Consider the following 26,474-nt stretch of genomic DNA (forward strand, 5'->3'; position numbering starts at 1 on the left):
TGCTTTTAATTACCAACCCATCGCACTAAGCCAACTGATAATAGCTTTGGTTAAGGTTTGTTTCGGATAGTAACCCGTAGCTTGATTACTTAACTGTCTTTGTCGGTAATATATTTTCATGGCTCTTTGGGCAAAATCTTTTCTCATTTTTGCGCTTGCCAGTACTAAACGGTGATCGCGCTGCAAATATAGATCGAGTATAGGATAATCAGTTAGTGCTAGTTGTTGAGCAATTTTATCGTTTTCGGGTAAGGTCGGCATATAACTACTGAGCATCACTAAAGCACTGGGTGCGGCCACCAATGCTTGTTGATAGATATTCAGTAATACGGCGCTATGATTGCCTTCTGCTACCACAATAATGACGCCTGGGTAGCTTTTCGCTTTTGTAATGAGTGCTTGCATAACATCAGCAAATTTTTTCTCATAATTTGTTAAGGTCTCAATATTTTCACTGCTACGCTCTTGCGCTGTGAAGGCTTGTGAAGGGTAGCTTTGCGGTTTATGCGGGGGATGCAAGGTAATGGTGGTCCAGCCATGTTGTGGCATATTGTTACTTAGCTGATTGAGTGCATTAGGCGTTGCTATGCTTTGTTGCCAATCAGGAATTAACACCATCACGCCTTTATTAATTGCCGTGGTGTGTTCATTAATGACAGTAAGGTAGCTGTCAGGACCAACAAGTAATGGGTCTATTTTTTCTTGCGCTAAGTAGTGCTTAATATCTTGCTGCTGCTGCTCAAAAGCATCAACAGGTGCCTTGATCATGACTTTATTTTGCTGGCTATCTTCTGTGGACTTTGTTGGCGCAGTGCTAGCTTCAGTGTTAGTGTCAGCTTCAGTGCTTTTTGGCGCTGATGAGCTCGTGTTATCCGTTGGCTTTTTAGGCTCAGCCGTCTCCATTGCCCATGAGTGCGCGCTGTTAACTAATAGACTTAAGGTCGTTAACGCGATGAATAAAAATAGTGGGCGTATGTTTAAGCGCATAAAAAGTAAACTTCCTCAAATGGGTGGCTGAGCAATAACTGCACATTGAGTATCAGTAACTGATGGTCGATAACTGATCATTAATAACGGATTATTAAGAGCGAAAAACGCGCTCTAGTGATATTATCGACGCTATTGGGGCTTTCTTTAATTAGCTTTTAACTAACTTTTAATTAGCTCTCGCCGTTCTTGGTGTTAATCAAACGGACAGGCTTTTGAAAATGTTAAGGTTTGCGCTGTCACTGGGTGGCTTATTTGTAGCATTTGGGCATGCAATTGTAAACGGCTACTCATCGCCAAGGCTTGTTCGTGGGCATAAAGTCGATCACCGAGTATTGGGTGGCCAAGCCATAGCATATGGACGCGCAACTGGTGAGAGCGTCCTGTTATGGGTGTCAGCTCAACTAAGGTGCTGGTTTGACCATCAATATCTTTGCAATAACTTAATACCTTATAATGCGTTAATGCCGCTTTACCTTGTTGATGATCTATTTTTTGTTTTGGTCTATTAGGCCAATCACTCATTAGGGGTTGCTCAACAGAACCTTGTGCTTTTTCAATCTTACCAAAGACCCGAGCGATATAGCTTTTTTGCGTTAAGCGTTTTTCAAACTGGCGACTGATAGCCACATGCGCAGGTTTATTAAGTGCCATAACCATAATACCCGATGTCGCCATGTCTAATCGATGCACTATGCTTGCTGTGGGCAATACTTTGTGCACTCTACTTTCTAAACAGTCTTGATGCTCAGGTAAACGGCCAGATACGGTCAATAAGCCGCTGGATTTATTGACGACCACAATATCATTGTCGTGATAAATAATATCAAGGTAGGGGCGCATTTGAGGCTGATAAATAAAGTCAGGGTTAGCAGCCATTTTATTGTTTTCCTTTTAAACTGTTGTATTTTTGAACCTTGGTAAGCCAACCATCAGGTGACACAATATGCCCAGCCTGATGGCCTTTATCAATAGCTTTTAGTCTTTAGTCTGTAATGACCTAGTTGCTGACCACAATTAAACGTACCGCTTCAAATTGAATTTTGGCTTTTTCAATATATTCAGCCAAAGCCTTTTTTTGCATAAGAATAAAGTCAATTTCTTGCTGACGCACACTTGGGTTGATCGCTTTTAACGCGGTTAAGCGTTGATGCTCTTCATCCATAGCTAGGTGCATAGCTTTCAGCGCTTTTTGTTGAATCGAATCCACTTGCTGCTCGGCATGGTCTTCTGCTTTGGCGACTAACGGAGCCACTTGGCTTCTAAGCGCCTTAACTAACTGCAATGCCACTTGCTTTTTAACGGGCGATAATTGTTGATCCAATACGGTTTCGCTAACCTTATCAGCAAGGTTATTGCCATTTTTGTCGACTAATATCCGAATAGGCGTAGTGGGTAAATAACGCCCTAGTTGTAAGTTGCTCGGTGCAATGGCTGCCAAGGTAAATATGCACTCTAAGAAAAATGTGCCGGTAGGTAGTGCTGGATTTTTCAAAACACCAATACTAGCGTTACCAATTTCATCACAGAGTACCAGTTCCATCGCGCCGCGCACCATAGGATGATCCCAAGTGATCAGCTGATAATTTTCAACCGCTAAGGCGGTGTCACGATTAAAGGTAATGGTGGTGCCGTCTTCAGGTAAGCACGGAAAGTTGGCACATAACATATGTTCAGAAGGCTGCAGGGCAATGGCGTTATCGGCTTTATCATCTTGTTGAATACCAAAAACGTCTAGGAGCTGAAACATAAATTGTGGCAAATGAATTTGCTGATCTAGTTGTGCTATTTTCTTCACTAAAGCATGCGCTTTACCTTGACCAGAAGAATGTAACTCAAGCAGTTTATCACGACCGGTTTCTAAATCTTGTTTGATGGTCAGATGCTTTTCATGGCTTTGCTCAATCAAGCGCTGTGCTTCGCTAGAGTCCCAGTTGGCACTAAGCGCAAGCTCAAATAAGCTTTCACCAAAGGCTTTAAACACCGAGTGACCCGTAATGCAGGTATGTTCAAAGGCGTTCAACGCTTGTGTATACCAATTAAACAGTAAGCTCTGCGCTGACTCTTCAAAGTATGGCACATGGATACGAATAATTTCTGTTTGACCGATACGGTCTAAACGCCCGATACGTTGTTCAAGTAAATCAGGGTTAAGCGGTAAATCAAATAACACTAAATGATGAGCAAATTGGAAGTTACGTCCTTCACTACCAATTTCAGAACACAGTAGCACTTGGGCGCTATCTTCATCTTGAGCAAAATAAGCGGCCGCACGATCGCGTTCAAAAATACTTAAGCCTTGATGAAATACTGCCGCACGCATACCTTCTTTAACACGTAAGGCGTTTTCCAAGTCGATTGCTGTTTGCGCATGGGCACAAATCACCACCACTTTTTCTTTTTTCAATGACTGTAATAGCGCGATTAAATAGTCAACGCGTGGGTCAATATCAACCCAGTCTTCATGGCTATCTAAGCTGAACAATATTTCGGGAGTAAACAAGAGTTTTGCTTGTGCTTGCGATTTTAAATCTTCAGTTGTGCCCGACAATAATAGTTCATTGACTGATTCTTGATAGGCTTCTGGCATCACCAGTGGCGTGGCATGTAATTCACGACCCGGAAAACCTTTAATGGTGTTGCGACTATTACGAAATAATATACGGCCAGTGCCATGACGGTCTAAAAGCTGGTCAAGAATGTGCTGGCGAGCATTTTTTTTAGCTGCTTCTTCCAGATGATTTATCGCTGCGATATGTGCGCTAACGTCAGCTTCGTGCAATAAGTTGGTCAAGGTGGTTATTTGTTCAGTCGCTAATGGCTCATCGGTAACCAAAGTATTGGCCGCATTGGCGACTTCGGTATAATGCAGCTCTTCTTCGGTGAACGTTTGATAGTCGAAAAAGCGATCAGGATCAAGTAAACGCAAACGGGCAAAGTGACCTTCATGGCCTAATTGATCGGGTGTTGCTGTTAACAATAAAACCCCAGGAATAGTTTGCGCTAACTGTTCAATACATTGGTATTCAATGCTGACATTATCTTGCTGCCAGTTTAAATGGTGCGCTTCATCAACCACCATCAAGTCCCATTCTTCATCCATAATAGCTTCATACCAACGAGGGTTTTTGGTAATAAAACCCAGATTGACCAGCACCAGTTGTTCAGAACTAAAGGGATTTTCATCTTCGCTGTTCGCAGTAATTTCTTCACAGCGACTTTCATCAAAAATACTAAACGACAAATTAAAACGGCGTAACATTTCAACCAACCATTGATGCATCAATGACTCAGGTACTATGATCAGCACACGTTTAGCGCGCCCTGTGACCAATTGTTGATGAATAATTAAACCCGCTTCGATGGTTTTACCTAAGCCGACTTCATCGGCTAATAAAACGCGTGGCGCAAAACGACTACCGACTTCTTCGGCAATATATAATTGGTGTGGGATCAAGCTCACACGGCCACCGCTAAGGCCGGTTAAATCAGATTGTTGTTGGCTAAATTGGTGCTGTAAGCAATCTTTGCGTAAGCGAAACCAATCTAGGCGATCAATCTGGCCGTTGAGCAGACGGTCATGAGGTTTATTGAATTTAATGAAATGATCAATCATCATTTCTTTTAACGAGCAGGCTTCACCTGTGTCTTGTCGAGTACCAAAATAAGTCAGTAAGTTTTTGTCTTCTTGAGAAGATTCGACATTAAGTGACCAGCCTTCATGGCTTGGAATACTATCGCCAGTATTAAAAATGACTCGCGTTAGAGGGGCATTATCTATGGCGTATTGTCTTGCATCCCCTGTAGCCGTAAACACGATAGTAACAAAACGACCTTCGACAGCGGTAACCGTACCTAGTCCTTGATCTGACTCACTATCACTAATCCAGCGTTGTCCAGGGTAAAATGACATAGAAAAAAACTCCAACTCAATAACTCGCGCAAAAAATGCACGCCAAAAAAAGGGCGTTATAGTACCGTTAATCATAGAAGTGATCATTAAATAAATCCGTAAAAGGCGACTTTTTTTGCTTTAAATTTATAGAATTGAGTTTTGTTTTTAGTAATAGAGTCTTTCCAGTCCAATAATGATGGATATGACTTAGCGCTTAACCCTTAACAAGCCGCTTGCTTGCGGGCAAGTAAACTGTCAAAGTGGTTGTAATCTTAATAGCATAAGCTTTATTAGGATTATTTTTATCGTGGCTTTTTATGATGGTAAGGCTATGGTAAAAAGAACAAGTAATGACATTGTTTTGGTTAGATGAATTATCAACTTTTGTAGTTTCTAGCAGCAGTTTTGAGCAACAATACTGTGCCGCCTTCAACTTGGGAAAGGACTTTCATATGACAGCAAATAAAATTATTTATGTTTTAGACACCAATATTTTATTACACGACCCCTTCGCTTTCCTCTCTTTTAAAGAACATGATGTAGTGGTGCCTATGACGGTACTAGAAGAATTAGATTCTATCAAAGACCGCCACAAAGATGTTAGTCGTGATGCGCGAGTAGCGATCAGAGCGCTTGAAGATACCTTAGTTAATGCCACGCCAGAACAAGTGCTAGCAGGCGTTAAATTACCGCAAAACGATGACCTGCACCCCAGTGGCTGTTTATCCATTTTCAACGATTATGCTTTAGACGAGAGTCAGGTGAAATTGTCTTTTAATGAAAATGATAATCGCATTATTAGTAGCGCGATTTATTTACAAGCCAAAAATCCAGATAATAAAGTGGTGCTAGTCACTAAAGATATCAATATGCGCTTAAAAGCAAAAGGCGCTGGACTTGCTTTTGTTGAAGATTACCGCACGGATCAGCTCATTGATGATATTAAGTTTTTAACCAAAGGTTATCATCAATTTCCGGGTGATTTCTGGCAACAGGTCCATGACTGTGAAAGTGAAACAGAGGGCCGTAATACCACGCACTATATCAAGCGTGATTTACTGCCTAATAGTTATATCAATGAATACCTGATTGACGAAGGCGAACACTTCGCGGGTAAAGTTACCGGGTTGGATGATGAAAACTTAGCGATCACCGACTTGAGTCGTGAACGTTTAATGGCAAAACAAGCGTGGGGCATTCATCCAAAAAATATCTATCAGGGTATGGCAATGGATGCTTTGCTTGATCCCATGATTGATTTAGTCATTCTTACCGGTCCAGCTGGCTGTGGTAAAACTTTACTTGCCTTGGCAACCGCGCTAGAGCAAGTGATTGAGCGCGGGCTCTATGATAAAATTATTGTCACCCGTAGCACCCCTGAAATCGCAGAGTCAATCGGCTTTTTACCGGGTACGGAAGAAGAAAAAATGGCACCTTGGTTAGCCGCCATCACCGACTCGCTAGAAGTGTTGCACAAACAAGATGAAAATATGAATGCTAGTCTTAACTATATTATTGATAAAGCGAACATTCAGTTTAAATCAGTCAATTTTATGCGCGGTCGCAGCATTCAAAATACTCTGGTGCTACTTGATGAATGTCAAAACCTCACGGCTTCACAATTGAAAACCATTATTACCCGTTGTGGTGAAGGCACAAAAATAGTGTGTTCAGGTAACTTAGCGCAAATAGATAGTAACTATTTAACCGCAGTAACATCCGGTTTAACCTACATTGTTGAGCGTTTTAAAAATTTTCCGGGTAGCAGTAACATTAACTTAAATGGCGTTGTGCGTAGTCGATTAGCGTCATTTGCGGAAGAAAATCTATAAAGGTTTAGCGCGGCGGTGATATTATCCATTTGTTACAATATCACCGTTAACCTTTTCAGTGCTGTCCTCAGTCAGTACTTTGATTTAATATTATTTCATAAAGTTAAAGGTAACTTGCCGATGAGCTATATTTTAGCGCACCGCCTTTATATCATTATTAGGACTTGTTAGTGTTAGCAGAAAATTCAAAAGAGCAACTTCTTCAACGCTATAATAAATCAGTCATTGTGGTTTTTTTCAGCATTATGCTGCTGACTTTTATTATCATCTCTTATAATTATTATCTCGCCCGCCAAGATTATCGAGACTATAAATTAGCTAAGCTGGGTGAATATAGTGCGCAGCTCAATAATAAACTGACCGATACGGTAGAAACCCTCGCCGGCCTACGTGATTTAGCTGAATATTATTTGCGTTTTCCAAAAGAATTGCCCAGTAAGACGCCGTCTTTGCGACAAGAAGGTCAGTACTTTTACCTTGATAAAAATCGACAAAACTTAAGCACTAATAACCATATGATGAGTGGTAATATTACCGGCGTTGGTCGTATTGACACTTTTAATCAATCCTTGCTGTATGAGCTCACTATGGCCAATGCTTTAACGCCGGCATTTGTTACCGCAAAAAAGTCAATCAAAGAAGCTAACTGGCTGTATTACATATCAATGCAACGCTTTGTTAATTTATATCCTTGGGTACCCAGAAGTATCTGGCAATACAATGATCAAAGCTTAAGTAATGATTTAATGCTGAAGATAAAAACTTCAAAGCACAAGGATGAAAAGCTTTGGGCGCGGCCTTATCTTGACTCGGCGAGTAAAGGTTTAAATACCATGCTAGGTATGGGGGTGTATTTAGACCATGAGATGAAAGGGGCGGTGCTCATTGATATGAATACGGCGGGCTTATATAACTATTTGCCTGAGGTAACCGAAGTAGACCACGGCTATATTATTGTTGATAAGCAAAGTCATGTTTTGTTGCATAAAAATAACAGCAATCTTCCGCTAAATGCACAAAGCGCTTTTAGTGACACTGCACCGTCACAATTAAACCAGTTCAGTTATCAATCGTTACTCAATATTATGCCAAGTGCTGAAATTGGTGATTGGGTTGTCCAGCAACAGAAGTTGGTTATTAATGATTGGATTTTATTGGAGTACCATCGCAAAGGAAGTTTTTATACTACGATTAATCAGCGTTTTTTGTCGATCTTGATCAGTGTTTTCTTTGGCTTTTTAAGTTTATTAGTTGTGATCTATTACGTTACCTATCGCTTATTTATTGGGCCCTCTAAAAAATTCATCAAGCATATTGAATATTGTTCAGCGGGTGATCCCGGTAAAATAAAACCCTCTGCCGAGTGGCGCCACTGGTTTAAAATTGTCGAAGATTTATTTGGCCAAAATCGCAGTTTAATGCAGCGTTTAAAGGACCAAAATATTGAGCTAGATTCGAGAGTAAAAGAAAAAACTCAAGCGTTATTGCATAAAAGTGAGCAACATCAGCGTGACTATGCGCTGTTACGCTCAGTGATGGATGCGATTCCAGATTACATTCTATTTAACGATCAACAAGGCGCTTTAATTGGCTGTAACCAGGCGGTTGAACAGTTGGTCTTACGAAAAGAAGTTGATATTTTAGGCGGCCAAATTAATGATTTTATTGCGGCTGATATCAGCAAAAAAGTGGCGCAGAGTATTAGTCAAATGCAGCGAGGTCATTCATTTTTGGCGCATCATCAAACGGTGTCGACTGAACATCATACCTATGAAATTTATCAAGCGCCGTTTTATGGTGAGTTGAATGAATTACTTGGCAGTATTATTTTAATTCGTGATGTGACTGAGCAATTTAAGATTAACCAAGCCCTGCAGCGCGCAAAAAATCAAGCCGAAGAAGCCAACCAAATTAAAAGCCAATTTTTGGCAAATATGAGTCATGAAATTCGCACGCCAATAAATGCCATGCAAGGGATGTTTTTTCTGTTACAGCAAACGCGTTTAAATAAGGCTCAGGAGCAATATTTAGGTAATGCTCAAACCGCTTCAAATACTTTGCTTTATTTAGTGAACGAATTGCTTGATTCGGCCAAGGTAGAGTCAGGAAATATGTCTGTACATAAAGAACTGACTGGACTGGAAAGTATTGTATCGCAAGCACTTAATCTTAATGTTGGAGCACTAGTTGGCAAAGATTTAAGTTTAAGTGTTGCCATTGATAGCCAAGTGCCATTAGATATTCATACTGACACTATGCGTTTAGTGCAAGTGCTGAGTAATTTACTTAATAATGCGATTAAATTTACTGAGCGGGGTAAAGTTGCTCTTAGCGTGTCATTATCTTGCTCCACCACCGAACCGGCCGATGCAAAAAATATCTCCGTGTTATTTACGGTGAAAGATACCGGCATTGGTATAGAAAAATCAAAACAAACTGGCTTATTTGAAGCATTTAAACAAGCTGATGAGTCGATGACCAGAGTTTATGGTGGCACAGGGTTAGGGTTATCAATATGCCAACATATTGCGCATTTACTGGGTGGAAAAATCACCATTGACAGTGTTTTAGGCCAGGGCGCTGAATTTACCTTAGCTTTACCTATGGATGCACCGAATATGCTGGTTTGCGATACCGGTTACTCTGAACGTTGCTTAACTAAGTTTCGACCACAATTTTCGACCAGTAGTGTGCTGAATTTAGCGGTAAATATACCTGAAAAATTACGAGAGAACTTTACTGATATTGCGCAAGCTGTGATAGATATCTCAAGTTTTTCAGGGCTAAAAACGGTTAATGCTAAAGCCCATAAAATATTACTTATCGATAGTAGCAAGTATCCGCAAGGTTTGTTGAAAAGTGAATTGGATATAATAAAGCAAGAGGTCGCCGTACTGGGGTTATGTCAGCCCATAGCCAGTGTTATTTCAGCTGAGCTACTTGAGCAATTAAACCGCAATAGTATTAATTACTTGTTGCTTGAAATGCCGTTATACCGAAATGTTATTGCTAAGTTGGCCAAGGAGCTTTGTCGGCTCTCATCAAATGGCGCCATAATGGATAATCCAATGTCGACTAACCGTCATGATCTTGATGTGGTAAATCCCACAGTAGGCTGCCTAGCTGGATTGAAAGTATTGTTAGTTGAAGACAATCGGGTTAATCAATTGGTGGCGGTTAAATTATTGCAGTCCATGCAGGCGCAAGTGACTGTTGCACAAAATGGTCAAGAGGCGTTAGAAAAATTACCACTGGAAAATATTGATATTGTTTTGATGGATATTCAAATGCCCATCATGGACGGATTAACCGCCACTAAGCATATTCGCGCTCAACCAGAATATAACCACTTACCTATTATCGCCATGACAGCTCATGCTCGGGAAGAAGATAAGCAGCAATGCTTAGCGGCGGGTATGAACTTGCATATTGCTAAGCCTATTAGCCTAAAGGTATTACGCGATAGTATTTTGTCGCAACTCGTCAACACACCCCATTAATTGAGCTTATATTAAGCACTAGGGTCGGCAAAAAAAGCTTCGGCATAATAGCGGCCATTGCGTATGGCAAACTCAGCACTTGCTGATAATTCACCAATGCGCATCATCGCTGGGCCAGTGGGCTCAGCTAAAATGTAGTCTAGGCCATCGATAGTGATGGTTAGCTCATCGCCTTCGCTTGGGATATTTATCGCGAGTAGGGCATGATTATCGATAAAAACTAGCATCATTTTCATACGTGGCATTAGCGCTCTAAAAATAGCGGCGGTCAGGGTTACTTTACTGTCGCAATCACCTTGGTTTTGCCAAAGTATTTGCAGCGGCGGATTAAACCCCGCGCCGGTTGATGTCACCCTAGATTCTAACGTAGCATAAGGAATGCTTTGGATAAATCCGAGCACATAATTACTAACTTTTCTTACACTTTCCTCACCAACACGGTCTAAAATAAGGCTTTTTAGTACGGAAAGATCAGTAAATGACTCTTGTGCGAAGCGAACATGGTCGGGCTTAATGGCTACGCTGTTATCATAAGCAACAAATTGAGTATAGTAGTTACGGGTTAAATGCTCATTCATAAAGTCTTTTTCAAGTTGCGCTATGCTGAGATACGCTTGGTCAAGTGCTGTTTTATTTTCACTTTTGAGTTCCATTTGTAAATTATTACCACGACCTAAAAATGTAACTTTGACATCAGTGATAGGGTGTTGTGTTAGTTGTTTTCTCATCTGCTGATCAACGTATTTTCTAGCGTGGTTGGCTTTATAACTTTTAAAGTTTCTAAAGCGATCAAATAAGGGCATTTTATTAATAGAAAAACTCAACGCTTGTGGTTGCTGAGCTTGGTCTAACCATTGGTAGTTAAATTGCACATGCTCATCGGTTGTTGTTTTATTAAAATCAAGCTGCTTCGCCGACGTCATAGTCGCAAAGCATAATATTAAAATAACCACTGCCCCAAAAAATCTCACTACTCACCTTTATCGCTAAATATTAACGCCTCAAGCTTATACCAATTTCACTCACTTTGTGAGCATTTTTGCTGGTTAAAATAAGCCACTATTTTGTTTTTTATTTAATAATTATAACAAGCAGTTATTAAAAAACCCTTGGTATTTAGTCATTGTTACTGGCTATAAAATCATTGATCTAATCAATGAAAAGGCTATGAGGTTGATTTTTAATGACAGGCGAATTTATCATTTTACTTTTACTTTTACTGTCTTTGCTATATATTCAAACGAGTGTTTTAATTAATTGTTTAAATTACCTGTTTGGAGAATGTGATGGCTGACTATCAAGTACCTTTAAAAGATATGAATTTTTTGTTATATGACGTATTTAATGCTGATAAATTATGGCAGTCATTACCGGCATTAGCTGATCGGGTTGACCGAGATACCGCCGAAGCAATTTTGGAAGGTTGTGCAAAAATTGCAGAGCAAGAAATAGCACCATTGTCGCGCAATGGTGATGAAGTAGGGGTTAGTTTCGATGCGGGTAAAGTCACCACAGCACCTGGCTATAAAGAAGCATTTAAGACTTATGCTGAAGGTGGTTGGACCTCATTAGGCGGAGACCCTGACTTTGGCGGCATGGGCATGCCTAAAATGTTGACCGCATTTCATGAAGAAATGTTATGTTCGGCTGATATTTCATTTTCACTTTACCCAGGATTAACTGCTGGCGCTGGCTTGTCGTTAGCAAAACATGGTAGTGAAGCATTAAAGAACCGGTATTTAACGCGCATTTATGCCGGCGACTGGTGTGCAAGCATGTGCTTAACTGAAGCACATGCCGGCACTGACCTAGGCATGATCAGAACGAAAGCGGTGCCACAAGCTGATGACAGTTATTTAGTGTCAGGGACAAAAATATTTATTACCGCTGGTGAGCATGATCTGACGGAGAATATTATCCATTTAGTGTTAGCTAAATTACCTGATGCTCCCGCCGGACCTCGTGGAATTTCATTATTCTTGGTACCAAAATTCAATGTTAATGATGATGAGTCAATCGGTGAACAAAACAATGTTAGCTGTGGTTCTATCGAACATAAAATGGGTATTCATGCTTCAGCTACTTGTGTGATGAATTTTGACGGGGCTAAAGGTTATTTAGTCGGTGAGCTCAATAAAGGCTTAGCTTGCATGTTTACTATGATGAACTTTGAACGAGTTGGTGTAGGTATCCAAGGTTTAGGTGCAGCAGAACGCTCGTATCAAAATGCTTTAGAATATGCCAAAGATAGAATTCAAGGGCGTTCTTTATCTGGTGTTAAGTCACCTGATGCCCAAGCTGACTCGTTATTAGTACATGGTGATGTTCGTCGCATGTTGTTAAACATGAAGGCGTTAAATGAAGGTTCACGTGCCTTATCAACTTATACGGCTATGCAATTAGATATTGCGACTTATGGTACGGGTGAAGCGCAAGTCAAAGCGGATCAACTTGTTGCTATAATGACCCCGATTGCTAAAGCGTTTTTCACTGATCTTGGCTTTGAAAATACCGTTGCTGGTCAACAAGTTTTCGGTGGTCATGGTTACGTTAGAGAATGGGGACAAGAGCAGTTAGTGCGAGATACCCGTATTGCACAAATTTATGAAGGCACTAACGGTATTCAAGCGATGGATTTGTTAGCCCGTAAAGTGGCCGGTAGTAAAGGCAAATTTGTGGCCGTCTTTCTTGAAGAAGTACGTGACTATATCCAAGCGGATAAAGTGGATGCTATGCAAGAGTTTACTCAACCTTTGGCTAAGGCCACAGATGAACTTGAAGCGTTAACGCAATACTTGTTAACCGCAGCACAGACTTCGCCAGAAGAACTGGGTTGTGCGGCCAATGACTATTTACACATATTTGGTTATACGGCGATGGCTTATGTTTGGGCTAGAATGGCAGAAGTTTCGCTGGCTGCTAACGATGATAAAATTTTCCATGAAAGTAAAGTACGCACTGCTCGTTACTACTTTGCCCGGTTATTACCGCGTACTCAGTCGTTGATCGCCTCAGCGAAATCTGGCCAAAGTGCGATGTTTGATATAGCTGAAGAACTTTTTTAAAGACCCGCTTTAATCGCCATTAAATACCTGATAAAAAAGCCAATTCAATCACCTTGAATTGGCTTTTAATTTTTGATGGCTTAAATCAACCATCAGTGGTTCAAATTCGCATCAGTAATGTGAGACAATAAGCGACTTTATAGCTATTTGAGGTATCTATCATGTAGGATATTCAGTAGCATTCAGTGAACTAACTATTGATCAGTCTGCACCAAATTTCACTGAAGAGTTTACTGAAAAGTTCACTGATAAAATGATAAGACACTTCACAGCGAATGCTCGACTTTATAGCCCATTCATTATGTTAGCAACCACTTAGAAAACTGATTGGCATGGCTAGGTTTATGGCTAGGTCATAGGTGTTTGGTAGATATCAAATTTTTAAACACACAGGATTAAGGAGAAATCAGTGCGTATTTTGAGTGTATTACTCATCATAATGCTAGCAGCATGTAGCAGTAAACAAGATGAAGTTGTTGTGAGCAAACCGGTATGCGATTTAGCCTATTCGTCTTATCAAGCAACCGTTACCGGCTACTGCCAAGAAGTGGCTGCTGACCTACCAGAGTCATTAGACATTATTAATAAAAGTATAACGATTAAACCGTTAGATGAAATTTCTGAGGTATTTTGGTTTAACAAAAAAATGAAATACTCGTTAATAAAGCAAGAGGCGAGTGCACCCTTGATTTTTATTATTGCCGGTACTGGAGCAAGCTACGATAGTGTGAAAATGCTCAGTCTGCAAAAAAGTTTTTTTCAGCAGGGTTATCATGTCATCTCATTGTCATCGCCAACCTTTGCTAATTTTATTGTTAACTCACCTAACACTCGTTACATGCCGGGTGATTTAGCGCATGACGCAGAATATTTATATCAGGTGATGAATTTAGTTTGGACACAAGTTCAAGCTCAAGACGCAGTAGAGGCCTTGTCATTTTCTCTTACTGGTTACAGCTTAGGTGGTGCGCATTCAGCATTTATATCGCTACTTGATGAAGAAAAACAGGCGTTTAACTTTGAAAAAGTTCTTCTGATTAACCCACCGGTTAGTTTATATAACTCAGTCAGTATTTTAGATAAATACTTTGATCTAGGTGACAATCGACAAGCGGCGGTTGCTATGTTTGATGATATTTTTTCCCGCTTTTCCATTGTTTACGCAGCACAACGGTCTTCAAGATTTGATCAAGGCTCAATATTCAGTTTATTTAAAAATGTCGCCTTAACTGAAGCCGAATTAAAACTGTTAATTGGCGCCTCGTTTAGAATATCGTCATCAGATATGATATTTGCCATCGATGTTAGTTTTAACACGGGTGCAATCACCTATAAAAATCACAGGATAAGCAAACTTGAGAGTTTAACTCATTCACTGCAACGTGCCAGTGATATCACCTTTGGTGATTATTTTGACCGTGCCATGTTACCCAGAGCCCAGCGCGAAGATGCCAGCATTACTAAAGCCGATTTGATCGAACGTTACAGCCTACATGCCATTGAAGATTATTTAACCGCATCGGATAAAATTTATTTGGTCACCAATCAAGACGATATCATTTTACAGGCGGGTGAGGTCGAGTATTTGCAGAGCATTTTTACCGATAGGGCGAAAATTTTTCCTCGTGGTGGACACTGTGGCAACCTAGATAGACTCAGTTTTGTTGAGCATCTACAGACTACGTTTCAAGGAGGGCTAAATTAATGCCAATGCTTGCCAATAAGTGTTCTAAGTTATTCCTTATCGCCCTGTGTTTTTTATTGTTAGCCTGCTCCTCACAGCCAAAATTAGAGAGTACGGCAATAAAACCGATCATTGCGATACCAGATAATCCGGCAGAACTTGGTGTGATGAGTGCTTATTCCGACCCTTGGGAGGGGTTTAATCGCCGTATGTATTATTTTAATGCTAAAGCCGATGAATACGTTTTATTACCCATAGTGACTCGCTATAAGCAAATCACCCCTGATGTTGTTGAAACTGGGCTGAGTAATTTTTTTAATAATATGGCGGAAATATCAACGTTTATCAATTCGTTATTGCAGTGTAAATTATCAGTGGCTGGCGAAACATTAGGTCGTTTCGCGGTTAATACAAGCTTAGGTTTAGCAGGATTAATCGACATTGCAACACCCATGGGTTTAGTCGCGCAAGATGAAGACTTTGGTCAAACACTAGGATTTTGGGGCGTTAAGGCCGGACCATATCTCGTTTTACCTCTGTTGGGACCCTCGTCATTGCGTGATGCTAGCGGTCTTGTCTTTGATGGCTTAGCAGATCAACAAGTTATGGATGAGCTGGGGATGAAATCTGAAGAGGAACTTTATCTCTCACTACTGAACAGTATTGATGCGAGAGCCAGATTACCTTTTCGCTACTACGGCTCGGGTTCAGCATTTGAATATGACTACTTAAAATTACTTTATAAGAAGTATCGTGAAATTCAGGTTGCTCGTTAACCCAGTTTACATAAACTGCAGCGACCAAATTCAGCTGAATCAGCCCAGTGTTAGGTATCTTAATGTAGCTTAGCGATAACAATTAATGGTAGATTTAGCTATTTTATTAATTACAGGTATAATCACGCCTGGTAAATTTTATAGGAATGTCTTTTGTTAGCAGTTATTCGTGTCATATTGATGACTTTTGCTTTAGTTATCATCTGTGTTTGTTCAATTTTATTCTGTTTGATTAGGCCATTTCATCGCGACAATGTTCATCATACAGCTAATTACCTTGGCAAAGTCGCAAAAATTTTAGGTTTAGAGATTGAGGTTAGAATACCTGAGTCGTCAAAAAACATGGGCCCTGTTGTCTATATTTGTAATCATCAAAATAGCTATGATATTTTCACCGTCAGTAATGCTGTTCAACCCGGAACGGTTAGTGTTGGCAAAAAAAGTTTAAAATGGATCCCCTTTTTTGGTCAAATGTATTGGCTAACGGGTAATATTTTAATTGATAGAAAAAATAAAAATAAAGCCATGAATACTATCGATACTACCGCTAGAAAAATTCGTGAAAAAAAGTTGTCTGTTTGGTTATTTCCAGAAGGTACGCGCAGTTATGGCCGTGGTTTATTACCCTTTAAATCAGGCGCATTTCGCACGGCGGCAAAAGCTAATGTACCGATTATTCCGGTTTGTGCAAGCAACACTCATAAAACCATAGACTTAAATCGTTGGGATAACGGTAAAATGATTATTGAATTTTTACCACCGGTATATTTATCTAGCGAAGATAAAGATAAAATTCGTAACATAACTAATAAAACCCGCAGTGGCATGCTAGCGAAAATTGAACAATTGAATATTGAAACAGGCCGTAAGCTACCACAAGTAGATGACCAAAATTCGCCAGATAAGCAAACAAGTGAGATAAAATAATGATTGATGAAGCATTGCAACAATGGCAAGAACATACCGAGCAATTGATCGCTACACTAGTTGAAGATGGCACAAATGAAGAAGTTCACCATACAATTGAACATCATTTTTCCAGTGTAGACTTTGATACTCTAGAAAAAGCGGCGATTACAGCATTTAAAAGCGGCTTTGAAATTGAAGAGCCAGAAGAGGCCGAATTAGAAAACGGAGAGAAAGTTTTTGCTTTCGATATTGTGAGCGAACAAGCTTTAGACTTTGATATTATTTTTGATGAAACAAAAACGATGTTCGAATTAGCAAAAAAATGCAACGTGGATTATGATGGTTGGGGTACCTACTTCGAAGAATAAGTAACTCACGATAAAAAGGTTATCCAATGGAATGGTTAAATACTTTATTACAACCTGAAATTTTAGCGCTATTAATTGCGATTGTAGCTGTGTTTTTAGTTGCCACACGCAAGGCGCATCATCGGCATCAAGAGCGCATAGAGAATATTAAAAACGGCTTTAATCCTGATTAATAAAAAAACGCAAAGTGTTACACTTTGCGTTTTTTTATTACTGATATTTATGGCCAACAAAGCTTTATTAACGATAACGCTAGCCATTTTGTCAAGTGCATTTTATCAGAGCGTATTAAGTTAACACGGGTTGTTTTGTTAATTCAAAGGCATTACGTTGACTTAATAGTGAAAACGCTGCCGGGACAAAGATAAAGGATAACAGTGTGGTTAACACTGTACCACCGGCCACCGCGACAGCAAAAGGTGGCCAGAAGCCGCCACCCGCAAGAATTAACGGCAGAAAGCCACCAACAGTAGTAATAGTCGTTGAACTAATATGACGGGCGCAACTTTGTACGCAGCGAATAATAGCTGTACGGTCACCTTGTATCGCTTTCTCATCCATTTTTAGTTCAGCTACGATAACAATAGCCGCATTAATAGCCAGTCCCATTAAACCTAATAAAGCAATGATAACGGTAAAGCCAAAGGGATAATCAAAAATATAAACGCTCAGTAAGCCTAAGCCAATGGATTGAAATGCGGACAAAAATATAATCGCACTGAGCCTAAAAGAATTAAACGACAGCACCACAACTGTAAGTAGCAGGGTTAATATCAAGCCAACACTGGCCATGAGTTTACCCACTGCTTTATTGCGCTCTGCCGACTCACCACCGAATTCTATTTGATAACCATTAGGTAATTTGTAGTCATCCTTAGCCATATTGTCTTTAATTCGATTAAGTACGATGGACGGTAAAACGCCTGCACGAATATAGCCCTCAATAACATTCACTCGTACCCCATTGCGATGCGGAATGGCGCCGCGACTGGGTTTAATCTCTAAATCTGCGATGGCAGTTAGGGCAATTGGCTGTTTTGAGCTTGGATTAATAATGTTGATGTTGGCTAATGCCGCTAAGTCATCTCGTTGTTCGTTACCAATTCTGACCCTAACAGGAATTGATTCAGTTGCTTCAATAACCGAGCCGTTAGTTTGACCTGACAGTGTGGTATTAAGTTGCTTGGCGACCTGTACTAACGACAAGCCAGCTAAGTTAGCTTTTGCTTCGTCAATATTAACCCAAACTTTTGGCGTGCCAGGTTGTAGTGTTGAACGGCTATGGGTAATGTCTTGGGTCGCTGACATAAAAGCGCGAATATCATCACCAATTGTTTTTAAACGGTCAAGATTTGGGCCAAAAACACGCAATTCTACCGGTGCGTTAAAGGGCGGGCCTTGTTCAAGTTTTCTGACTAATATTTGCGCTTCAGGCAACATATCATCAAGTGTTTGTTGAATTTGGGGAATTAAACGATTTGCCGCCGAAAAATTTGTTGCGGTTACCATGCCTTGGCCATAATACTGTGCACCATCTTTGGTTGGCATTAAATTATAGTAAAAAGAAGGCGCATTTTTACCGATAAACCAACGCACCGATTCAATGCCATCGAGTGCTTCAAGGTAGTTGGTAAGCACTTTACTAACTCGCTCAGTATTAATTATGCTGCTTTGTGCGGGTAAAAAAAGTTCAACCTGAAACATGTCACGATCTGAGGAGGGGAAAAATTGCTCTTGCAGCTGTTTAGCGGCAATAAAACCTAATAAAGGCAAACAAACTACCAAGGTGATCACCAGTTTCCTGTGTAGTAGTGACCAGTTAAGCAAACGCACAAAGCCACGATTTAATGCCGGTAACCTAATCCCACTTTGATACCAAAAAGTCGAATTTTTATGCCTGTGTCGGCTAATAAAACGACCGGCTAAGCCAGCAACAAGGGTGTGAGATATAATATAAGAGCCCACTAAAGAAAATATAACACTGAGCGCAATACCGCCAACAAACTCACCGGCAGGCCCTGGCATAAGCACAATCGGCATAAAGGCTAAAATGGTGGTTAATGTTGAACCCAGCAAAGGTAACCATAAGTGATTGACTGCATTGGCTATCGCGTCAAGCCTACGTTGGCCCTTTTCGATATTGTTTTTTACTGTATCAGCCATCACAATGGCATTGTCCACCATAATACCCAAAGCAACCACTAAACCCGTCACCGACATTTGGTGTATGGGGAGGCCATAAAAATTCATCACGGATAAGGTAAACAACACGGTTAATGGCAGCGATAAGGTTACAATCAAAGCGGCTTGCCAGCCTAAGGTAATCAGTAATACTGCCGCAATAATGGCAAATCCTAATGCGATATTGCCCACTAAGTCGCTTAAACGCGCTTCGGTATAGCTGCTTTGATCGAATATCACCTCCAAAGTGACATTATTAGGTAGCGTTTGTGTAAATGCGGTTAACGCTTTTTGCACCGACGCACTCCATTGGTCGATACGCAAGTTTGGCAACATGCGGGTAGCAACAACTACCGCTTGTTGATTGTTGACCATGGCTATTTCGGTTGGCGGGTAATTGACTGTTTTTCGAATATCAGCAATGTCTCCCAAGCGCACCAAGTTGCCATTATCATCAGCTTTTATCGAGATGTTACTAATGCGGTTGGTATCATGTAATGCACCAACCAACTCTATTTGCATTTGATTGAATGCGTTGGTGAGCTTTCCTGCCGATACTTTAGCATCGGCATTAAGAATTTTTTCTGAAATATCATTGATTGAAAGGTTTAATTGGCTGCTAATAACTGGGTCTATCTCGACCAGCACTTCCTCTGAGCCTTGGCCGAATATAGTGACTAAATCTGTACCATAAACCAGTTTTAGCTGATTTTGTAATTCATTAGCATAGCGACCTAAAATAGCAATGTTGGGTGTATCGCTACCTTGCCAATTTAGGGCAATTATTTGGGTGTAAGCATAACCTCTGTCGTCTTCTAGTACCGGTGTTAGTGTGCCGTTTGGCAAGCTCGGCCTGAGATCGTTCAGTAAATCTCTAACCCGTGACCATATTGGTTTGGGATCGGTAATTTCATCTTGTAATTGCACTTGGACAATTGAAATACCCGCACGAGAATTTGACTTGAGTAGATTTATTTCTGGTAGTTTTCTAAGACTTTGTTCTATTTTCTCGCTGATCAGTACTTCAACTCGCTCAGCACTAGCACCCGGTAATTGCGTAATAACGCTAGCGATTCTATTGGTTATTCTTGGATCTTCGGTACGGGGTAAATTACTTAACGCCCCTAAACCCGCCACCACTAACAGCGTGATCATCAAGGACATTAAACGACCATTTTTAACAAATGAACGTATCATAAAATTTGTCCTGTGCTAACCACTTGCTTGATAGCTTCGCTGGCCCGTTTCACTACTTGTCTTGGCACATAGCGATGCACACCACTAGCAATGACTTCGTGTGTCACTAAGGGTAAACCAGTAATATAGGCGGCATCTAGTGTGGTGTATTTCACCTCAACTGTAGTCGCTGATATGGTCAATAAATCATGGGGGGTTGCCGTAACCTGATAAACATTCCATTGGCCACGAATACCGTCAGTTAAAGCCGACAAAGGTAGCCAGAAACCGGCTTGTTCAACACGTTGTTCAATATTGACTTGTGCTAACTGGCCATTATAGAAAGTTGATGTTTGCTTAAGGCTAAGGCGCAGTTCAATGGTGCGGCTAACTTGATGCACCTGTTTACCAATCGCTAATATTTGTCCGGTGAGCGTTTGTTTATTTAAAGTAACAGAGAGTGTTTGCCCTACCATTAATTGGCTGGCTACCTTAATAGGTACGCCAACAGATACTTCGTGATCAGCCTGTTGGATAAGGTTAAATGCGTTTTGATTGGGGCTGAAATTTTCTCCTTCGGCTACGGTACGGCTGCTGATCACTGCCGCGAAAGGAGCGTGGAGTTTCGCGTGTGATATTTGATATTCAATACTGGCTATATTTGCTTGTTGACGGGAAATATCAGCATTGATGATTGTTTTTTCAGCTTCTAGCTCATCTACGGCTTGTTTAGAACTGTAACCTTTAGTCCTTAAATTATTGATACGAGATAAGTTGAGACGATTGAGTTCGGCCCGTGCACGAAACTGCTCAATGGTTGCCACTATTGCTTGGCGTTGAATGCTGAGGAGTTCAGTATCAAATTCTGCTAGCAATTGGCCTTGACTAACAAGGTCACCACTATCGACATACACTTTAGCAACTTTACCGGCATATTCAAAACTTAATGACGTCAGCTGTTTACTGACCACTTTGCCAATATAGGCTCGTTCAATGTCGTAAGACATACTGGGTGATATGGTGCGAATGTCGGCGCTTTGGTGGTAATTAGCACTTTGTTTGTTTGCTTGTGTCCTTGTTGGCTGAGTTTCTTGACTAGGTTCAGAGCAAGCAGTGAGTAAGGCGAAGAAAAAAACTAAGCCATAAACGCGAAAAAACCTTGTAGTACGCTGATCTATAAACACGGAATGCACCTTAAACGTATAACATATAAACTAGACCGGTTAGTCTAGTTTAGTCAAACTAGACTGTCTAGTCTAATTTGAGGTATGTTATGTGATATAGCAATAGTTTTTACGGCCACTGAAATGAATATCTTGAGATGGCCTGCGCATAACAAGATCACAATCTTAATGGAACTGTTATAATAGTAAATCGAACTGTAGGCGTTTTATGTAATTTTCATTACTAAGTATTGAGCTCGTGAGCTAAGTATAAAGTAAATGTATAAAGTAAATGTATAAAGTAAATGTATAAAGTTAATATGGGTAATAGGGGTGTATGGCAAATATTCGAAGTAAAAGCGAAAGTAAAAGAAAACAAATTCTTGATGCCGCTACCATGTTGTTTACTGAGCAAGGCTATAGCTCAACTAGTATGGCTGAAATTGCCCAAGATGCTGGGGTTTCAAAACAAACTGTCTATAGCCATTTTGGTAATAAAGATGAATTGTTTGCCGCGTCAATAAAGCAAAAGTGTGATTCATACCATATGACTGAAATTGGCCTAGATACCGCCAATGAGCCGGCAGAAATTTTATTTGTTTTGGCGAAACGTTTTTTGGCTATGCTGACCTCAAAGGAAGCACTGGCTATTCATAAAATCTGTGCTTATGAGTCAAAATCATACCCCCAGTTGTCAGAGCTATTTTATCAAGAAGGTCCAGAACGTATTGTTAATGACGTGGCAATACTGATGGCCGACTTCGACACCAAGCAACAATTAGCTATTCCAACACCTAAATTTGCTGCACTACAGTTTTTAAATATGGTGAAAGGAGAATGTTGGATGCGTGTGGAATTTAATACCAAAAAACAACTATCTGAAACAGAAATTAATCGCTATTTAAAATCGAGTATTGCCATGTTTACTAAGGGCTATTCGCTTTAGTTTTTAACGACTAATGCTTAATTTATCGTTTAGGTATTTACACGGCTAATATGGTTGGCAAAGCCAGTAGTGAAAGCCAGTAGCGAAAGTAAGTAGGGAAAAATAGCCGTATTTACCAAAATAGAAAGCGAACCTAGCTAGAGTGAGTTCGCTTTCTTTGTCGTTATGCGTTTGTTTGTGCTAGTAAGTTGTTTCTAATAGATTCTTGCTATAACTGGAGTTAACTGGCTTTTCAGTCGCATCGTCAAGCAGCTCTCTTGGCATATAATTTTCATCATGCTTTGCTAATACTTCGCTCGCTTCAATGACATTACCATTCACTAAAATACCATTAGCGACAATACCTTGTCCTTCACGAAACAAGTCAGGCAAAATACCGTCATAGCTAACGGTAACGGTTGGATCAGTCTCAGAGAAGCTAATAGGCATTCTCATATCGGCGAGTTTAAAGCTTACTTTTAAGCTTTCGCTATTACGATGCACACTGCCTGGCACCACTAAACCACCAATACGCAAGCGTTGGCCGTTAATGGCTTTAAGACCGGTATCTTGTTTGCCATTATATATTTCAGAAGGCTTATAGAATAAATCAATATTTTGACTTAACGCGTACAAAACAAGCCCGGCAACAACGCCTAAGCCGATGATTATTGACGTGACTATAGTTAATCGCTTCTTACGACGGGGATTCATACTGTTACCTCTTAAGTTTTAGGACTGATGTCAGCACGGGTTTGTGCGTTTTGTAGCTCGGCCGCCTGACGTAATTTTGTTTCGCGTTTTTCACGTTGAGCTATTTGCTGCTTAATTTTTTTATGATCAGTGATACTCGAAAAAACTAATAAGGCTAAAGCTAAAATACTAACACCATAGGATAACCAGACATAAAAGCCATAGCCGCCCATAGCGATAAAAGCACTGAAACTATCAAACTGCATGCGCTTTCTCCTCAGTAGCCACTAATTCACGTACCCAAGGGCGCATACTGTTGCGATTGAGTATTTCGCTGCGAAAACGCAAGCAGATTAACGCTGTGACTAAAAAAGAAAAACCAATAAAACAAACCAAAAATGGCCAAAACATATCTGCAGTCATCGAAGGTTGGCCTAGTTTACTCACAGTTGCCCCTTGATGCAGGGTGTTCCACCACTCGACAGAATATTTAATAATCGGTAAATTAATCACCCCCACTAAGGCAAGAATGCCAGCTGCTTTGCCTGCTAAATTTTTATCTTCAAAAGCATTATGTAAAGCAATAACACCCAAGTATAAAAATAATAATATCAGCTCAGAAGTCAGTCGGGCATCCCAAATCCACCACGTACCCCACATAGGTTTGCCCCAGGCCGCACCGGTAATGAGGGCGATAAAAGTAAAAGTCGCGCCGATAGGTGCCATGGCAGCCGCTGTAGCATCAGCAAGTCTTAATTGCCACACTAAGCTAGATAACGCTGCAATGGCCATGCCTAAATATATACCCATAGACAACATAGCCGCAGGTACATGTAAATAGAATATTCTAAAGGTATCACCTTGTTGATAATCAGCAGGGGCAAATAGTAAGGCCCAGGTAATACCAATAGCTAAAAAAACAAAGGCTAGGCGCGCGCACCAAGGTAATATTTTACCCGCAAAATGATAGCTAATCTCAGGGTTTGCGTAAGGGTGAAGCCACTTCCACATCATATTAATTTGTACTCACTTTCAGCGCTGCACTTACAGCAAATGGGGCCAAGGTTAACGAGGCAAAAAATATTGCCGCGATTATAGCAAGTTGTCCGTTATAAGGTAAGTTCATTGCCGCAGTATCGATTGCGCTAGTGGCAAAAATAAGTACGGGAATGTACAGCGGCAGTACCAACAAGCTGAGTAATACCCCACCTTTTTTAATGCCAACGGTTAAAGCAACGCCAATAGCGCCAAGCAAGCTCAATACCGGCGTGCCCAGCAATAGTGTTAGCATGAGCGCACCATAACTGTGCTCATTTAAATGCAGTAATACCGCGAGCAGTGGCGCAATAAGTATTAATGGTAAGCCAGTAAGCAACCAATGTGCAACAATTTTAGCCAGCACTAATATAAATATTGGCTGCGGACTTAATAGCATTTGTTCTAGTGAGCCGTCTGCGTAATCAGACTTAAATAATCTGTCCAGTGATAGCAAAGTGGCGAGTAAAGCCGCAACCCAAATAATGCCTGGGGCAATGCGTGATAACGTTGTACTTTCTGGGCCAACGCCTAACGGAAATAGCGTGACGACAATAACAAAGAACAATAAAGGATTAATAATGTCGTCGCGATGACGAAAAGCGATCATCAGATCTCTTTTAACAATTAAGCCAAAGGCCGCGCGGTAAGAAACTTGTGTCATAACTGATGACCCTAATAAAAACGATAAGCTAAAGTGACTTTCTTTACTCGCTCTGCGGGTAATGAGAGATCTTGATGAGTGGTTAATATCACACAGCCACCGTTGTCAGCATGTTGTAAAAATAATTGTTCTAATTTTTCCACGCCTAACTTATCAATAGCGGTGAAGGGTTCATCTAAAATCCAAATTTTAGCTTGGCTTTGCCATAAGCGGGCTAAAGATATTCGACGGTGCTGTCCTGCACTTAAGTGAGCAGCAAGCGCATCCTCAAAGCCAAGTAAGTTAACTTCTGCTAATGTCGCCTCGGCTGTGTCACTATTTAGGCCATGTAAAGCCAGATTAAACTCGAGATTTTCTTGTGCGGTTATCTCGTCTTTAACACCGGGTAAGTGACCTAAATAAAGTAAATCTTGATGGAATGCTTCACGGTGTTGCGTAATACTTTCATCTTGAAAATAAACCGCACCGTCATAGGGCTGAGAAAGACCGGAAAGAATGCGCAATAAACTAGTTTTTCCAGCACCATTTGGTCCTTCAACTTGCACAATATCGCCTGCGGCAATGTGAATATCAAGCGTTTCAAACAACAGGCGATCGCCACGTATACAAGCTAAGTTACTAGCGCTTAGTAAGCTATTGGTGTTCGGTGTAAATACTGTGTTTTTGCTGTGTAATCTGGACAAACTTTTTCACTTAATTGTTACGTGTAGTTCAGGCACATGTCATTATTGAGATGATATTAACCTAATAAACCGACTAGCTTTTGATTTATGTCACTAGTTTTTAATTTGTGTTTCAGGTTTTACTTGAATCGCTGCAAACACATCGCAGGCTACTATATCGTTCAATAAAGCTGAGTAACAGGTTTTCCGCACAGCTTTGTTAATAAGGCTATTTAATTTTTAATAAGTGATCAATTTATTGATCCAATTCGTATAATAACGGATACAATAAATAACACATTGTCACAAGCACGGATAATTCCTTTGCTGAGATAATTACGATAATATGTCGGCAGAAATAGCCCTAAAAAGGAAGCTCATGAAAAATTTATTCTTGATTAGCATCATTGCTTTAACAACCTTTACCGTTAAAGCGCAGGCCGAAGTTGATATCACTAAAAACATTAACATCGACCCTTCATCACAATGTTTAGCATTTATGCAACACAGTGAAAAAAAATTGCATGCTAAAGAACTGCTTGATCTTTGTCAGTTAACGGCGGGTAAGGCAATGTTAATTGTGAATACGGCTAGTCATTGTGGTTTTACTCCACAATTTACAGCGCTAGAAGCTTTGCATAAAGAATACAAAGAGCAAGGTCTAGTGGTTATTGGCTTTCCATCAGATGACTTTTTTCAAGAAGAAGATGACGAAAAAGATACGGCTGATATCTGTTTTGTAAACTATGGTGTAACTTTTACTATGTTATCGCCTGTGCATGTCTATGGCAGTGAGGCTCATCCTATTTTTAAAGCATTAGCGGAAAAAACCACCGCACCTAAATGGAATTTTTATAAGTATTTAGTTAGCGCGGATGGTAAAACGGTTAAGCACTTTAACAGCCGCGTAAAGCCTGATTCAGACATTTTTGTCAACGTCATTAACGAAATATTATAGA

At 40.4% G+C, this 26,474-nt stretch carries 21 protein-coding genes; 10 read left to right on the forward strand and 11 right to left on the reverse strand.

Going from position 1 to position 26,474, the window contains the following annotated elements; translation table 11 throughout:
• Positions 1–9 precede the first annotated feature (9 nt).
• From H4J54_RS14360 to rapA, 3 genes are all read right to left on the reverse strand, one after another.
• Complete coding sequence (locus H4J54_RS14360) at positions 10–987, reverse strand: DUF3530 family protein (RefSeq protein WP_182191664.1); 978 nt, start codon at positions 985–987, stop codon at positions 10–12.
• 195 nt (positions 988–1,182) lie between these two features.
• Positions 1,183–1,866: a pseudouridine synthase gene (locus tag H4J54_RS14365; RefSeq protein ID WP_182191665.1), complete on the reverse strand. Its 684-nt coding sequence runs from the start codon at positions 1,864–1,866 to the stop codon at positions 1,183–1,185.
• Positions 1,867–1,987: 121 nt separating this feature from the next.
• Entirely contained in the window at positions 1,988–4,900 is a 2,913-nt protein-coding gene (rapA, locus tag H4J54_RS14370) for an RNA polymerase-associated protein RapA (RefSeq protein ID WP_182191726.1), read from the reverse strand.
• 434 nt (positions 4,901–5,334) lie between these two features.
• On the opposite strand from rapA, the gene H4J54_RS14375 reads away from it, so the two are divergent.
• Both H4J54_RS14375 and H4J54_RS19725 read left to right on the forward strand, forming a co-directional pair.
• Positions 5,335–6,714 (forward strand): PhoH family protein, encoded by a 1,380-nt coding sequence (locus tag H4J54_RS14375; RefSeq protein WP_182191666.1) that lies wholly within the window; start codon positions 5,335–5,337, stop codon positions 6,712–6,714.
• Between the two features lie 170 nt (positions 6,715–6,884).
• Positions 6,885–10,214, forward strand: a complete 3,330-nt coding sequence (locus tag H4J54_RS19725) for a response regulator (RefSeq protein WP_182191667.1) — start codon at positions 6,885–6,887, stop codon at positions 10,212–10,214.
• 11 nt (positions 10,215–10,225) lie between these two features.
• Here H4J54_RS19725 and H4J54_RS14385 read toward each other — a convergent pair whose 3' ends face one another.
• Positions 10,226–11,185, reverse strand: coding sequence for a hypothetical protein (locus tag H4J54_RS14385; protein WP_182191668.1), 960 nt, complete (start codon positions 11,183–11,185; stop codon positions 10,226–10,228).
• A gap of 315 nt (positions 11,186–11,500) precedes the next feature.
• On the opposite strand from H4J54_RS14385, the gene H4J54_RS14390 reads away from it, so the two are divergent.
• The 6 genes from H4J54_RS14390 to H4J54_RS14415 all read left to right on the forward strand — a co-directional run bounded on the left by H4J54_RS14390 (position 11,501) and on the right by H4J54_RS14415 (position 17,189).
• Positions 11,501–13,279: an acyl-CoA dehydrogenase C-terminal domain-containing protein gene (locus H4J54_RS14390; RefSeq protein WP_182191669.1), complete on the forward strand. Its 1,779-nt coding sequence runs from the start codon at positions 11,501–11,503 to the stop codon at positions 13,277–13,279.
• 409 nt (positions 13,280–13,688) lie between these two features.
• Positions 13,689–14,984 carry an alpha/beta hydrolase gene (locus H4J54_RS14395; protein ID WP_182191670.1) on the forward strand — a complete coding sequence of 432 codons (1,296 nt, stop codon included), beginning with the start codon at positions 13,689–13,691 and terminating at the stop codon, positions 14,982–14,984.
• On the forward strand, positions 14,984–15,739 hold the full coding sequence (locus H4J54_RS14400) for a VacJ family lipoprotein (protein WP_182191671.1): 756 nt from the start codon (positions 14,984–14,986) through the stop codon (positions 15,737–15,739). The genes H4J54_RS14395 and H4J54_RS14400 overlap by 1 nt, the downstream gene beginning before the upstream one ends.
• A 153-nt stretch (positions 15,740–15,892) precedes the next feature.
• Entirely contained in the window at positions 15,893–16,666 is a 774-nt protein-coding gene (locus tag H4J54_RS14405) for a 1-acylglycerol-3-phosphate O-acyltransferase (RefSeq protein ID WP_182191672.1), read from the forward strand.
• Positions 16,666–17,016, forward strand: coding sequence for a ribonuclease E inhibitor RraB (rraB, locus tag H4J54_RS14410; RefSeq protein ID WP_182191673.1), 351 nt, complete (start codon positions 16,666–16,668; stop codon positions 17,014–17,016). Before H4J54_RS14405 ends, rraB begins: the two co-directional genes overlap by 1 nt.
• A 26-nt stretch (positions 17,017–17,042) precedes the next feature.
• Complete coding sequence (locus H4J54_RS14415; RefSeq protein ID WP_182191674.1) at positions 17,043–17,189, forward strand: hypothetical protein; 147 nt, start codon at positions 17,043–17,045, stop codon at positions 17,187–17,189.
• A gap of 115 nt (positions 17,190–17,304) precedes the next feature.
• On the opposite strand, the gene H4J54_RS14420 is transcribed toward H4J54_RS14415, so the two are convergent.
• Together H4J54_RS14420 and H4J54_RS14425 are read right to left on the reverse strand one after the other, a co-directional pair.
• Entirely contained in the window at positions 17,305–20,394 is a 3,090-nt protein-coding gene (locus H4J54_RS14420; RefSeq protein WP_182191675.1) for an efflux RND transporter permease subunit, read from the reverse strand.
• Positions 20,391–21,557: an efflux RND transporter periplasmic adaptor subunit gene (locus H4J54_RS14425; RefSeq protein ID WP_182191676.1), complete on the reverse strand. Its 1,167-nt coding sequence runs from the start codon at positions 21,555–21,557 to the stop codon at positions 20,391–20,393. Before H4J54_RS14425 ends, H4J54_RS14420 begins: the two co-directional genes overlap by 4 nt.
• A 316-nt stretch (positions 21,558–21,873) precedes the next feature.
• On the opposite strand from H4J54_RS14425, the gene H4J54_RS14430 reads away from it, so the two are divergent.
• Positions 21,874–22,482, forward strand: a complete 609-nt coding sequence (locus tag H4J54_RS14430) for a TetR/AcrR family transcriptional regulator (protein WP_182191677.1) — start codon at positions 21,874–21,876, stop codon at positions 22,480–22,482.
• A gap of 180 nt (positions 22,483–22,662) precedes the next feature.
• Here the strand turns inward: H4J54_RS14430 and ccmE are convergent, their stop codons facing one another.
• The 5 genes from ccmE to ccmA are packed head-to-tail and all read right to left on the reverse strand — an operon-like array spanning position 22,663 to position 25,536.
• Complete coding sequence (gene ccmE / locus H4J54_RS14435) at positions 22,663–23,175, reverse strand: cytochrome c maturation protein CcmE (protein WP_182136432.1); 513 nt, start codon at positions 23,173–23,175, stop codon at positions 22,663–22,665.
• An 11-nt stretch (positions 23,176–23,186) separates the two neighbouring features.
• Positions 23,187–23,420: a heme exporter protein CcmD gene (gene ccmD, locus H4J54_RS14440; RefSeq protein ID WP_182191678.1), complete on the reverse strand. Its 234-nt coding sequence runs from the start codon at positions 23,418–23,420 to the stop codon at positions 23,187–23,189.
• A complete protein-coding gene (locus H4J54_RS14445) occupies positions 23,410–24,165 on the reverse strand; it encodes a heme ABC transporter permease (protein ID WP_182191727.1) in 756 nt (251 codons plus the stop codon). Before H4J54_RS14445 ends, ccmD begins: the two co-directional genes overlap by 11 nt.
• A gap of 4 nt (positions 24,166–24,169) precedes the next feature.
• Positions 24,170–24,853, reverse strand: a complete 684-nt coding sequence (gene ccmB / locus H4J54_RS14450) for a heme exporter protein CcmB (RefSeq protein ID WP_182136430.1) — start codon at positions 24,851–24,853, stop codon at positions 24,170–24,172.
• Positions 24,854–24,864: 11 nt separating this feature from the next.
• On the reverse strand, positions 24,865–25,536 hold the full coding sequence (gene ccmA / locus H4J54_RS14455; RefSeq protein WP_182191679.1) for a cytochrome c biogenesis heme-transporting ATPase CcmA: 672 nt from the start codon (positions 25,534–25,536) through the stop codon (positions 24,865–24,867).
• A gap of 358 nt (positions 25,537–25,894) precedes the next feature.
• Here ccmA and H4J54_RS14460 point away from each other — a divergent pair, with 358 nt between their 5' ends.
• On the forward strand, positions 25,895–26,473 hold the full coding sequence (locus H4J54_RS14460) for a glutathione peroxidase (protein ID WP_182191680.1): 579 nt from the start codon (positions 25,895–25,897) through the stop codon (positions 26,471–26,473).
• Position 26,474 lies beyond the last annotated feature (1 nt).

This window comes from Colwellia sp. MB3u-8 (assembly GCF_014076985.1).
Classification (GTDB): domain Bacteria; phylum Pseudomonadota; class Gammaproteobacteria; order Enterobacterales; family Alteromonadaceae; genus Cognaticolwellia.

Bases quoted from the DNA above. Each gene is read 5' to 3' on its own strand.
- rapA (WP_182191726.1), bottom strand. From the start codon at position 4,900: ATGTCATTTTACCCTGGACAACGCTGGATTAGTGATAGTGAGTCAGAT.
- ccmE (WP_182136432.1), bottom strand. From the start codon at position 23,175: ATGAATCCCCGTCGTAAGAAGCGATTAACTATAGTCACGTCAATAATC.
- H4J54_RS14375 (WP_182191666.1), top strand. From the start codon at position 5,335: ATGACAGCAAATAAAATTATTTATGTTTTAGACACCAATATTTTATTA.
- rraB (WP_182191673.1), top strand. From the start codon at position 16,666: ATGATTGATGAAGCATTGCAACAATGGCAAGAACATACCGAGCAATTG.
- H4J54_RS14415 (WP_182191674.1), top strand. From the start codon at position 17,043: ATGGAATGGTTAAATACTTTATTACAACCTGAAATTTTAGCGCTATTA.
- H4J54_RS14445 (WP_182191727.1), bottom strand. From the start codon at position 24,165: ATGTGGAAGTGGCTTCACCCTTACGCAAACCCTGAGATTAGCTATCAT.
- H4J54_RS14365 (WP_182191665.1), bottom strand. From the start codon at position 1,866: ATGGCTGCTAACCCTGACTTTATTTATCAGCCTCAAATGCGCCCCTAC.
- H4J54_RS14390 (WP_182191669.1), top strand. From the start codon at position 11,501: ATGGCTGACTATCAAGTACCTTTAAAAGATATGAATTTTTTGTTATAT.
- ccmB (WP_182136430.1), bottom strand. From the start codon at position 24,853: ATGACACAAGTTTCTTACCGCGCGGCCTTTGGCTTAATTGTTAAAAGA.
- ccmD (WP_182191678.1), bottom strand. From the start codon at position 23,420: ATGCAGTTTGATAGTTTCAGTGCTTTTATCGCTATGGGCGGCTATGGC.
- H4J54_RS14400 (WP_182191671.1), top strand. From the start codon at position 14,984: ATGCCAATGCTTGCCAATAAGTGTTCTAAGTTATTCCTTATCGCCCTG.
- H4J54_RS14420 (WP_182191675.1), bottom strand. From the start codon at position 20,394: ATGATACGTTCATTTGTTAAAAATGGTCGTTTAATGTCCTTGATGATC.
- H4J54_RS14430 (WP_182191677.1), top strand. From the start codon at position 21,874: ATGGCAAATATTCGAAGTAAAAGCGAAAGTAAAAGAAAACAAATTCTT.
- H4J54_RS14360 (WP_182191664.1), bottom strand. From the start codon at position 987: ATGCGCTTAAACATACGCCCACTATTTTTATTCATCGCGTTAACGACC.
- H4J54_RS14460 (WP_182191680.1), top strand. From the start codon at position 25,895: ATGAAAAATTTATTCTTGATTAGCATCATTGCTTTAACAACCTTTACC.